Origin of the sequence: Collimonas sp. NPDC087041 (assembly GCF_044745265.1) — a bacterium.
GTDB lineage: Bacteria > Pseudomonadota > Gammaproteobacteria > Burkholderiales > Burkholderiaceae_D > Collimonas.
In genome coordinates, this window is record NZ_JBIUZX010000013.1 from 82666 (window position 1) to 94583 (window position 11918).

The 11918-nt window shown below is 56.6% G+C and carries 10 protein-coding genes; 7 read left to right on the plus strand and 3 right to left on the minus strand.

Features of this window, described 5'->3' with window-relative positions:
* Position 1 precedes the first annotated feature (1 nt).
* Together dapA and ACIPF8_RS20780 are read right to left on the minus strand one after the other, a co-directional pair.
* The gene (gene dapA, locus ACIPF8_RS20775; protein WP_400424744.1) at positions 2–946 is read right to left on the minus strand and encodes a 4-hydroxy-tetrahydrodipicolinate synthase; all 945 of its coding nucleotides are present in this window, start codon (positions 944–946) and stop codon (positions 2–4) included.
* 50 nt (positions 947–996) lie between these two features.
* Complete coding sequence (locus ACIPF8_RS20780; protein WP_400424747.1) at positions 997–1305, minus strand: hypothetical protein; 309 nt, start codon at positions 1303–1305, stop codon at positions 997–999.
* A 378-nt stretch (positions 1306–1683) separates the two neighbouring features.
* Between ACIPF8_RS20780 and ACIPF8_RS20785 the strand changes: the two genes are divergently transcribed.
* The 4 genes from ACIPF8_RS20785 to ACIPF8_RS20800 all read left to right on the plus strand — a co-directional run bounded on the left by ACIPF8_RS20785 (position 1684) and on the right by ACIPF8_RS20800 (position 7254).
* Entirely contained in the window at positions 1684–3975 is a 2292-nt protein-coding gene (locus tag ACIPF8_RS20785) for a YfhO family protein (RefSeq protein ID WP_400424750.1), read from the plus strand.
* 232 nt (positions 3976–4207) lie between these two features.
* On the plus strand, positions 4208–5779 hold the full coding sequence (locus ACIPF8_RS20790) for a hypothetical protein (RefSeq protein ID WP_400424753.1): 1572 nt from the start codon (positions 4208–4210) through the stop codon (positions 5777–5779).
* Between the two features lie 72 nt (positions 5780–5851).
* Positions 5852–6817, plus strand: a complete 966-nt coding sequence (locus tag ACIPF8_RS20795; RefSeq protein ID WP_400424756.1) for a glycosyltransferase family 2 protein — start codon at positions 5852–5854, stop codon at positions 6815–6817.
* Positions 6814–7254, plus strand: coding sequence for a GtrA family protein (locus ACIPF8_RS20800; RefSeq protein WP_400424758.1), 441 nt, complete (start codon positions 6814–6816; stop codon positions 7252–7254). The genes ACIPF8_RS20795 and ACIPF8_RS20800 overlap by 4 nt, the downstream gene beginning before the upstream one ends.
* A 2-nt stretch (positions 7255–7256) precedes the next feature.
* Here ACIPF8_RS20800 and ACIPF8_RS20805 read toward each other — a convergent pair whose 3' ends face one another.
* A complete protein-coding gene (locus ACIPF8_RS20805; protein ID WP_400424761.1) occupies positions 7257–8207 on the minus strand; it encodes a LysR family transcriptional regulator in 951 nt (316 codons plus the stop codon).
* 135 nt (positions 8208–8342) lie between these two features.
* On the opposite strand from ACIPF8_RS20805, the gene ACIPF8_RS20810 reads away from it, so the two are divergent.
* The 3 genes from ACIPF8_RS20810 (at position 8343) to ACIPF8_RS20820 (ending at position 11437) form a co-directional block, all read left to right on the plus strand.
* Positions 8343–9581 (plus strand): argininosuccinate synthase-related protein, encoded by a 1239-nt coding sequence (locus ACIPF8_RS20810; protein WP_400424763.1) that lies wholly within the window; start codon positions 8343–8345, stop codon positions 9579–9581.
* A complete protein-coding gene (locus ACIPF8_RS20815) occupies positions 9582–10331 on the plus strand; it encodes a 2OG-Fe dioxygenase family protein (RefSeq protein ID WP_400424766.1) in 750 nt (249 codons plus the stop codon).
* Positions 10332–10456: 125 nt separating this feature from the next.
* Positions 10457–11437, plus strand: coding sequence for a DMT family transporter (locus ACIPF8_RS20820; RefSeq protein ID WP_400424769.1), 981 nt, complete (start codon positions 10457–10459; stop codon positions 11435–11437).
* Positions 11438–11918: the final 481 nt, after the last annotated feature.

Here is an 11918-nt window from a genome sequence, read left to right on the forward strand (position 1 = left end):
GTTATCTCACCAGCCCCAGCCGCCTGGATTCGCTGGCCTTATGCAGTTCGGGCTTGCCGATTTTTTCGACGGGCGGAATCGCCATCGTTTTTTCCAGCGCCTTGCCCAGCTTGACCAGGCCGGTTGCCGACATCGGCGTCATCGGCAATCGCAGTTCGTCTTGCAGCAGGCCCTGCATGGCCAGCGCCGCCTTCAGCGGCGCCGGATTCGGTTCTGAAAACAGCACCTGGATCAACGGCAGCATTTGGCTGAACAAGGTGCGCGCAGCTACGATTTGTCCATCGCCAACCAATTCGTGCAAGTGTACGAACAGGTCAGGGCGAATGTGGGCAGCGGCGGAGATCGCTCCGTGAGCGCCAAGGCAGAGGGTGCTGAACAACATGGCGTCGTCGCCGCACAAGATCTGCAGACCGGTGCGATTGATCAGTTCCGTGGTTTGCGCGAGATTGCCGCCGCATTCCTTGATGGCGACGATGTTGGTGCAGCGCTGCAGCGCAATCACGGTACTGACATCGATATTGACGCCGGTCCTGGATGGGATGTTATACAGGATGACCGGGCTTTCCGCGGCCGCGGCAATCGCTTCAAAGTGCAGGCGTATGCCTTCCTGCGAAGGCCGCACATAAGATGGCGCGGAGATCAGGAATCCGTCTGGACGAAGGGCATTCAGGCGCGTCACCTTTTCGGTGACCGCGCGCGTATCGCTGCCGCTGATGCCCATCACCACCGGGCAGCGATCCTGCACTGCTTCCATGACCGCGCACAGCATCTTGTCCTGTTCATGTTCATTCAGCACCGCCGCCTCGCCGGTGGTGCCGCATACAACCAGGCCGTGGATGCCGGCGCCGGACAGGCGCAATGCGAGTTGCTGGGCGCTGTAAAGATCGAGTTTGCCTTGGCGGAAAGGCGTGACGAGTGGAACCCAAATACCTTCAAAGGTGGTCATGGTTTTAGTTTGCAATGTGGATTGATCTTGTTTGAGGCGGCTGCTTGCGCTCAGGTCGGCAGTACCGGGGTAATGCGTCCGAATTCGGCTTGCGGCAGGGTGCGCAGGATATTGCCGATGACGGAATCGATGGATGTCTTGCTCAGGCACAGCCAGAATTTCATTTTTGTTGCATGGTCGACCGGCTTGACGCGCATATAAATCAGCAGGTCGCCGCAAGTACTGACGATGACGCGCCGTAATTCTGAAACCGATGCTGCATCGACCGTGATGCGCATCATGAAATCTTTTTGAGTCGGAAGAGATTTGCCGCGAATGGGGTCGAGCTGGAAGTGCGAAGCAGATGCTTGCATTTCCATTGTTTCTTCATCTGGAAGGAAAGAATGGCGCCATGTCGATGCTGCTGAAATTACCTGATTCATAGAGGATATCTACTGGTCGTTTTGGTAAGTACAGATTAGCAGGCAGCACGTAAAGATTCTCTAAAAAGGGGTGGCGCGCTTGTAAACACCGCGTAAAAATGTTGCGCATCGCTCAAACAGGTTTGCTCGACGTACCTAGTGGATAGCTACTAAGGCTTGCTTTTGTATGCTTGATAAGTTGTGGCTAGGATAGAATTCATGGTCGATTTTTGGGTCCCCGTTTGTCGATGCCGGGCGGCCTGTCGCTGTGGTCAGCAATATGGAATTCCCTGTGAAAGAGAATTTGTTCAAGGGTGGAGATGCTCTTTTTGCAACATGATAAATAATAAAAAATCCCTGATCGTATTTTTCGTACTGCTCCTGTTTGCCGTGGTTTTCTGGTGGCCGACCCTGATGGATGGCAAAACGCTGGTGCACGGTGATTCCGTCATCCACGGTTTGCCGCTGTTCGATTTCCATGCCAGGTTCCTGCATGGCGGCGCTACGCCCCTGTGGAGCGACAAAGTCTTTGGCGGCCATCCGCTGTTTGCTGAAGGTCAGGGCGGCTTTGCCAGCCCGTTCAATATCTTGCTGGCCTGGCTGCTGCCTCCGATAGTGGGCAGCAATATCTTCCATCTGTTGTGCATGCTGATTGCGGGGACGGGCGTTTTCACGCTGTGCCGTCTGTTGGGAAACAGCGTCTGGTCGGCCGGTTTTGCTGCGCTGGTGGTGGCTTTTTCCGCGCTCTGGATCCAGGAACAACAGAACCTGACGATATCCGGCACGCTGGCATGGGCGCCCTGGGCGTTGTGTGCGATGGAAGCCTGGCTCAAGAGGCCGACGGCCAGGCAAGCGGTTTTGTTGGCGGCAGCGGCGACCATGATGATCCTGGCCGGCTATCCGCAACTGGTGCATGCGACCGTGCTCTACATGGTGCTTTCCCTGTGCACGATGCCATTTTCTGCGGATGGCAGGACGCTGTGGCAAAACCAGCGGCGCCAACTGATGACGACGGCGCTCATCGCGGGATTGCTGTTCCTTGGACTCTCGGCGGTCCAGTTGCTGCCCTTGCTTGAGCTGGCGTCGCTATCGCATCGCAGCGGCGGCGTTGGTTTGTTTTTTTATTTTTCGCCGATGTCGATCCTGCGCGGCTTGCTGTACACCCGCGACCAATTGGAATTTGCCCGTGATCAGGTCGATCAGTTCCCCGTAGTCGGTAGTCTGCTGGTCTGCATTTGCGCTTCAATGTTTCCCCTGTTCCGCTCGTCATGGCGCGCCAAGGGCCATTTGATTGCCGTATTGATCCTGTTTCAGCTCGGCATCGGCAATGCATCGCCGTTGTTCCGCCTCGTGTATGACTGGCATCTGGTGCCTGGCCTGCATTTCTTCAGGACTACTCAAGCTTATCTGGAGATCGCTATCATCGGCATCGCTGTGCTGGCGGCTGGCGCCATCGACGGCATCAGCGACTTTCTGCGACGAGCCGGATCCGGCTGGCTGCGCGATAAGAGGTTGTGGATCTGCACGCTTCTTTTTGCGGCTGTATGGGCTGTTCTGGCGTTCGTCAGCTACGTGCCGATGGCGCCGTGGCAGCATTTCGCCATCGTCGCTGCGGCGTTGATTGCCGTCGCCGCACTGGCCGCCCGCGGCAAGGCGGCGCATATCCCGCTGCTGATGTTTGCGCTGCTAGCACTTGAATGCATGACGCTGCGGCTGCACGTCTTCCATTTCGGCGATGTGGCGCTGTTGCAGCGTCCTGCCACTTTGCAGACCTTGTCGCAACGTTATCCGGTGCAGGATGCGAAGTTCCTGAACAACAGTATTTCGGTGTCTTATGCGATGCGCAACTCCAAGACCGATGGCCTGGACACCGCCATGCAAACCGCATTTTCCTCGATCCCGGCGCTCAGTAATCTGCTGTGGGATATCCCATCGGAAGACGGTGCGCTGGCCTTGCCGCTGCGCGCGCGGACCATGCTGAATCCCTTGTTTGTCGATGAGATGGAAGGGCGCAACCGCACCGCGCCAGGCCAGCGGGCAATCGATGTGCTTGGCATTCGTTTCATTTCAGCTGATCGCCAACTGACTGCGCCCGATCTGCGGGTAGCGGTTCATGATGAGCGCCTGGGCACGTGGATCATGGAAAATACCGCAGCGCAGCCGCTGTTCCAGACTTTCACCCGCTACCGCGCGGTAGCCTCCGACGAGGAAGCATTGCAGATGCTGGCAACCCCACGCCCAACTGAGCTGATCGTCGAGGCAATAAAGGGGCAGCCACTGCCGCCCATATCCGACACCGACAACGATCCGCACGCCATCAGTTTTGCCATCCTGACCCGGCAGCCGACTTTCTACGCATTCGATGTCGATGCCAGCAGGCCCGGATGGCTGTTCCTGGCGGACGCCAATTACCCGGGCTGGCGCGCCACCGTGGATGGCCGGGCGGTGCCGGTATTCAGCGCCCAACTGCTGGGCAAAGCCGTGGCGATTCCGGCCGGCAAGCACAAGGTTGAACTGTATTTTTCATCATCGACTTTCCGTTACGGCTTGCTGTTGTCCCTGCTGTCGCTGGTGATTGCGGCGGCCGTGCTGCTGCGACATTTTCTTGGGCGGCGAGGAGAGGATTGAGGGCGTGTTCGATCCGCGGCAGGCGTGCAGAAGATAAGGTGATGACGAAACCGGCTTGATTGGTCGGATACTGCTTGACCGGATGTGCCTGATCGATAAAACTCCCGAAGTTGGCTCGCCGCTTGGCTGGTTAATTCAACGGATGCATCGCAAAATGGGTTATTCAATGTTTTTCAAATAAGATCCGCGAGGTCTGATGAAGAATCAATGATTTGATAGTTGGGAGTATCTGGTGGCAAGAAAATTACCGATCTGGGTCTTCATCGCCACTGCATTGGTCTTTTATTTGGGCGCTTATTTGCAGTACCCTGCGCTGCCGGGCAACAATCTGACTTACCCTGAAGGGTGGTGGGGATGGTTCGATCAAGGTGAATATCTTAAAGCGACCAAAGCATTCTTTTCCCTGAATTTTGATCCTGCAAATCATCGTTATCCTCCGCTCTATCCGTTGGTTGGAGCGATCTTCTATAAATGGTGGCCCAACCATCCCTATTTTTTCGTCAACGGCGCGGCACTCCTGTGGTTTGTTTTTGTGTACGCGCGCATCGCGGACCGTTATGTTCCGCGCATGGTGTCTTTTGCGTTGCTGACGCTTTCCCTGTTCTGCAACCGCGAAATACTTGCAAATTTTGTGGTCCCTTGGACCACGGCTGTTACCGCTGCAGTTTATGCATTTGCCTTGTACGGGTTGATGAAACTGTCGGATGCCGGCGAAGCCGATAACAAACATGATGGACAGCGGGCGTGGATGGCTTTCGTTTACGCGGCAGTCGTTAGCTTGCTGGTCCTGGCGCGGCCGATTGATTCGGCCCTGGTTGCCGTCTTTTTCCCAGCCTACCTTTATGTCGGTTATCGGGGCGCCAGCGGCGCGCCATTGAAGCAACGCCTTCGTCGCATCGCGTTCATGGCAGTAGGTCTTGGGCTCGGATTTTCGATTGGCATCCTGCTGTATTTGATTTTCAATCAGATCGTGTACGGCGCCTTCCTGGGCGGGTATTTCCAGGCTACCGCATCCGCGAGCGGATATTTCCCGTCGCAGTTGTTCCGTAAAATATTTTCGCTGGTGTTTGATGGCGGTACCGTTTTTCTTGAACAAAGAAGCGGTTTGATTTCGCATTATCCCTGGCTGGTATTTTCCATATTGGGGATGTGCTGGTGCTTTTTCCGTGGCGATTGGCTGCTGCGAACCATCGTGTTGGCGATTGTCTTTCAGTTTTGTCTCTATGCTCCTTATGGAGATCTCCTGCCGAATGGGCTTTGGCGTTACCACAATGTGCATTATTTCAAATGGGCGTTTCCGTACCTGGCCCTGTTGGCCTGGCTGGTAGTGAGTTGGGTGTTCGCGGGCTCTTGGACGGCCAACGCCAAAAAGTGGATGTTAAAATCCGGGATCGTGGCCGCAGGCGCAGTTTTGCTGCTGATGCCGCGCTATGAGGTACATTCGGCGCCTGGCGACATTCAGTTGGCAAGTGCAAGTCCCGGCACTCCTGATGCTGGGTTCCAACTTCGATTTGCGCCAAGCCGAATTGACTTCATTGATTTTTCCGGGCTTTCCGGTGGATTTACCGAGGTCTACTTCGGTGAGCATCGGGTTTGGTATGACGGAAAGGAACTGCAGAAGGTACGAGATTTTCGTCTTTTGCCCGCGCCATGGGGAGTTCGCCTTTTATTTAATCGTCCCATCAACACGGACCAGCTTGTGTTTGTGCCCGGGGCGGGCGTGACGGCAGGTACCGGCGGAGTATCGATCAAGATCAGCAGCTATGCATTTCATCTAGGTCGCCCGCGGTTGTTCCATGATTAATTTGCGAAATTGGATTACATAAGCTGAGAAAAAAGCCACTGAGCTTAGAGATAAAAAACGGGACCACGAAACATGCTGAAAAATGAAGCGGTAGAGAAAAATGTCGCAGTTATTCTGCCGGCTTATAACGAAGAATTGACGATTGAGGGCACGATCCGAGCCTTCCGTGAGGCATTGCCGGAAGCCGCCATCTACGTCATCAACAACAATTCCCGCGACCGCACCGGCGCTATTGCGAGCCAGGTCTTGCAGGAACTGGCCTGCCAAGGCGGGGTTATCGATGAAAACCGGCAGGGCAAGGGCAGCGCGCTCAGGCGCGCATTTATCGACATCAATGCGGATATTTATGTGCTGGCCGATGCCGATCTGACTTATCCGGCGGATCAGGCACGCGAACTGATGGAGCCGGTGCTGCAGGGGCGCGCCGACATGGTGGTCGGCGACCGCCAGTCCGGCGGCGATTACGCGCGTGAGAATCAACGCTCGTTCCACGGTTTCGGCAATGGCCTGGTGCAATGGATGGTGAACAAACTGTTCAGTGCCAAGCTGGTCGACATCATGAGTGGCTATCGGGTTTTCAGCCGTGATTTCGTCAAGACCTATCCGGTGTTGGCTGAGGGATTCCAGATCGAAACCGACATGACGCTGCATGCGCTGCACAAGCGCATGCGTATTGTCGAAATCCCGGTCGCCTACAAGGACCGCCCGAGCGGCAGCGTTTCCAAACTCAATACCTTTTCCGACGGCACCCGGGTCCTGTTTGCGATTGCCCAGATTTTCCGCTATTACCGGCCATTGGCTTTTTTCAGCGTGTTGAGCCTGCTGCTGCTGTTGCTGGGTTTGTTGGCCGGGGCGCCTGTATTCGATGACTGGATCCAGTATCGATTCATCTATCATGTGCCGCTGGCGATCCTGGCCACCGGCATGTGCGTGGCGGCGGTGATGGCTTTGGGTATCGGCCTGGTGCTCGATTCGGTCGCGCATCAGCAGCGCATGGAGTTCGAGTTGCGCTGGCTGGCCCGTTCGGAACGCCGATGACTCCTGGCTTTCTGAAAAACATCCGCTGGCTGCCGGCCAGTGCGTTCGGTTTTGTGGTGGTGGGCGGCATCGGCTTCGTGGTCGATGCCTGCCTGATGATGGTGTTCTACAAGTACGCCGGTTTGCCGCTTTACCTGTCGCGGGTACTGTCTTTCCTGGTCGCGGTGTTCGTCACCTGGCTGTTGAACCGCAGCTTCGTGTTCATCACGACAGCTACGGCACGTGCTCCGGTGCGAGCCAAGCGGGAATACGCAGGCTATCTCGCGGTGCAGACTGCCGGCGCCTTGTTGAACCTGGCGATATTCTCTGCCTTGATCGCTTGTTTTCCTGTATTGCACGCGTACCCGGTCGTTGCCTTGATGGCCGGTTCGGGAACCGCGATGGTATTCAATTATCTGAGTTTGCGGCGCTGGGTGTATCCACATTCAGACCACTGACATCAGTTCCCGGCGGCCAGCCGCCGCCGGTCCAACGGCTTCAAGTCAGCTTCCATATGCGCTGCCAGGTAATCGATGAAGACCCGCATCTTGGGCGCCAGATAACGTGTCGGCAGATATTGTATGAAGGCGGTTCCCTGATAGGCCGCGACGAATTCCCATTCGGTCAGCACGGCCCGCACCAAACCTTGTTCCAGCGGAGCGCGGGCGATGAAATAGGGCAGGCAGCCAATCCCCAGGTTTTGCAGCACACCTTCCAGCCGCGCTTCGCTGTGATTGACGACGTAGCGTCCGCGCACTTTGATGATGGTTGATTCGCCTTGGCGCAGGAAGCGCCAGTCGGAATCGCCCGGCGTTTCACCCAGGTACAGGCAACTGTGTCCGCACAGGTCTTGTGGTTCTTTCGGTGTGCCATGCTGCGCCAGATAGCTGGGAGTGGCGCACAGAACTTGATCGATTGACATCAATGGCCGCGCCACCAAGCCATCGGCCGGCTGGCCGGTGATGCGGATCACCAGGTCGGCATCGTCGTTGATCAGGTCGACATGGCGATCAGTCAGTATCAATTGCACATCGACTTCCGGATATTTCGCCAGAAAGCCGGGGATCAGCGGCGTCACCACCGATTTACCGAAGGCCTTCGGCATGCCAACCCGCAGCAAGCCTTGCGGGATCGCCACGAACTTGTCAGCCACTTCCATCGCCGCCCTGGCGGCGCCCACCATTTCCAGGCAACGCTGGTAAGCCTCACTGCCGGATTCGCTCAGGCGCAGCTTGCGGGTGGTGCGCTCAAGCAGCCTTACCGAGAGCGCCTGCTCCAGCCGGGATACCTGGCGGCTGACCGCCGAGGGGGTCATGCCCAGTTCAAGCGCGGCAGCCGAAAAACTCCCGGTTTCCACCACTCGTACAAAAATCGCCATATCCGGCATCAGTTTGATGTATCGATTAGCCATTTATTCCCACTGAGCACAAGTGTTGTTCTGAATCGATAGATTATCGTAATCGGCAGAATAAAACATAATAAGTTACACGAAGAAATATTTTTCGATTGATTAATACTATCTTGTATTTGGATGTCCGGAGCGCCCATGATTCAGCCGCTAAAAAGAATACGCAGTATCGATGACCTGAAAAGTGTCGCCAGCCATAGTGAGCACGTCCTGACCTTGTTCAGCGGTGGACTGGATAGCACCTATGCATTGAAAAGCCTGGTCGACAGCGGTTGCCGGGTGACCGCCCTGACGGTCGATTTGGGCGAGGGTGTCAATGTCGCCGACCTGCAGCAGATCACCGCGCACTTCGGCGCCGAACTTCTGGTGATCGATGGTCAGCAAGCCTTTGCCGAAGATGCGGTGCTGCCGGCGATCCGCGCCAATGCCCGCTACATGGGTATCTATCCGATCAGTTCGTCGCTGTCGCGGCCGATCATTGCCCGCTTCGCGGTCGAGACGGCAATGCGGCTGGACTGCAATGCCATCGTCCACACCGCCAACCAATCGCAGAACAGCCTGCGCCGCCTGAATGGCGCGATTGCGCAACTCGGTTATGTCGGCTATTACGGCACACCGTATGAATACACAGCGATTTCGCGCGAAGAAAAAATCGAAGCACTGCGCGCTGCCGGCCTACCGCATTTCCAGGCGCGCGGCATCAGCGGCGACGCCAACCTGTGGTGCCGCGAGTTCGAGTCTGGCTCGCTCGATAATCCGGAATCGTTCTGGGTACCGGAATCGTTGTTCGACTGGACCTCCGCACCCGATCCGGGACTGGCCAGCGTTGACCTGTCGGTTTCTTTCGACGGTGGCCGTCCGGTTGCGATTGATGGCGAAGCACTGCCGCTGGTCGAATTGATCGCACGCCTGAACCGGCGCGTCGGCGCATTCGGCATCGGTCGTTATTGCGGCCTGGAGCATCTGGAGCAGGGCGAGAAAGTATTGGAAGTGCGTGAAGCGCCGGCCGCCATGGCCTTGCTGGAAGCCTATCGCCATCTGGAGACCGCGGTGCTGGATGCGGAACTGCTGCGCGAAAAACTGCGGATGGAGCAGCTCTGGGTGCGTGAAGCGATTGAAGGCCGCTGGTTCACGCCGCTGCGCGTGGCGACCGATCGCTTTATCGTAGAAACCGCACAATACGTGACCGGTACTGTCAATTACCGCCTGCGTGCCGGTGCTGCCGACGTCTGCGCAATCAAGGCCGCGGCGCCGCTGTATCTGACCGATCGCGACAGCTGGGAAAAAGACATCGCGGCGCAACGTTCCAGCCGTCAGTTGTCGCTGCCTTCCAATCCATTGCTGGCCGTGAAAAAGATACTGGCCGAGGAAAACTAAATGGAAATCGATGCCCTGGCGCCGATCAGGCTGGCGCCGCCCATCATTGATCATCTGAGCGACGAGGTCGAGGCGCGCTTGTTCAGTGTGTTGTCCGGCAGGGCGTTGCAGGCTGCTTGCGATGTTGATCCTGCGACCTGGAACGAATTTTCCGCATGCTGGAACAATCTGCCGCAAGACCGCTACATGGGCGACAACGGTAGTTATCGCTTCCGCCGCTACGGCGCGTTTGAACTGGATCATGCCGAAGGCGTGTTGCACCAATTGCCGCATGGACCGTACCAACAGCCGGGCTATATCAATAAGCTCAACGGTGATGTCGCGCGCCACTTCGAACCGCTGGAGCGGCATTTCGTCGAAAGTCCTTTCCTGTCCGGATTGCTGCTGTCGCTGGCCCGGGTGTTCGACCAGGTGCAGGGACGGGGCGGTAAATGGAATATCCGCCTGCATCCGTACCGGATCCGCGCCAGTGACCATACTCCTGGCAATCCGACGCCTGAAGGCTTGCACCGCGACGGCGTTGACTACATCGTCACCATGATGGTGCGCCGGCATAACGTGCTTGGTGGCGAAACCTATATCACGGATATCGCCGGCAAACTGATGTGCCGCTATACCTTGACCGACCCGATGGACTTGATGCTGGCCGACGACGCCAGGACCATGCATGGCGTAACCAAGGTGCTGCCGCTGGAACCGAAGCGCGAAGCCTTCCGGGACGTGCTGGTGATTGCCTATACCCGAACATGAACGTGATTTATTCCTGACCCCATATCCTCGGTGCTCCCGCCGTTTGTTCCGCTCATCTATCCCCGTTGACGGAACTTTTTTATACCAACTGATAGTGCTGTTAGCGCTATCCGGAGTAAAGCGAAGTGACGAAACCATTCACCAACTCACCTGTAAAAAGCCTCTGGGTCGCCGACCTGCTACTGCTGCTGGTAGCTGTCGTCTGGGGCACCAGCTATGGCGTCGCCAAAGAGGCGTTGGCGTATTACCCGGTGATGGGTTTCCTGGCGATTCGTTTTTGCATGACTTTCCTGCTGTTGTTGCCAAGCTTGCGTCAGCTGGCAAGGCCTGAAGGGCGCGCTGCGCTGCGCGCCGGACTGCCGCTCGGTTTCATCCTGCTTGCCATCCTGATGTGCGAAACCTTCGGCGTGGTGCTGACTCAAGCCTCCAATGCCGCTTTCCTGATTAGCTTGTGCGTCGTGTTTACGCCCTTTGTCGAATGGCTGGTAATGCGGCGGCGCCCTGGCGGTAGTGCCTTTCTGGTTGCTTTCGTCTCGCTGCTCGGCACCTGGCTGCTGACTTCAGGCAGTAACCTGACTTTCAATTTCGGCGACGGCCTGATGCTGGTGGCGGCATTGCTGCGGGCCTTGATGGTATGCATGACAAAGCGCCTGACGCTCGACAAGAACATGGCCACCCTGACCCTGACAGCGGTGCAGTCGGGCGTAGTGGGAATCGGCAGCCTGATTGTCGCCGGCGTGTTCACGCAAGGCGGTTTGCCGGCTCTTCCGGTGGATTCCGGATTTTGGCTTGGGACGATTTACCTGGTGTTGTTTTGCACGATCTTTGCTTTTTTCGCGCAGAACTACGGAGTACGGCGGACCAACCCCACACGGGTTTCTCTGTTGATGGGAAGCGAGCCGGTATTCGGTGCGCTGTTTGCTGCCCTGTGGCTGGGTGAGAAGCTTAGCACCATGTCCTGGGTTGGCGGCGCGCTGATTGTCGGCGCCACGCTGTGGGCTACTTTGCCGCGCTCTTTATTCAGTCTTGGTTGGATTTTTACGGCGCGCGATATCAAGCCGGAGAGCCGTCCGATCGCCGGCGCCGGCATCGATCCCGGCCAGTGAGGCAGGGCGCAGGCGTCACACCGGACTGAGTCACCTATGCAATGAAATACGCGAATCGATATAAAAAAATATCACGATAAATGATATTGCCACACGGAAATTATGTCTATATTCTGGATCATTGAAGTATCTGATTTCTGCTTTAAAAAGAGATGAAAAAATACTGATTTTTCACACGGCAATCACTCCATAAGAGCAAAGAGTGTCGTTGTTTATCCTCAAGAGGGAAGCATCATGATTTGCGCCAGATTCAATTTGATTTACGCCATTTTGCCGCCATCGTCGTCCGACGAAATCTCTCGCGCCCTGCGCACCACATCCCCTCCCGTCTTCAGGCTCAGGTAGCGATTACGCTCCGGCCATCCGTTTAGCGGACTGCAAGTCCGTTAATAACTGCGTCACGGCGCGTGACGCAGATTCCAGCGCCAGACCAACCTATGCACTGTGCATTCAGTGCAGGGCTGAGGCTTCCTTTATCTGT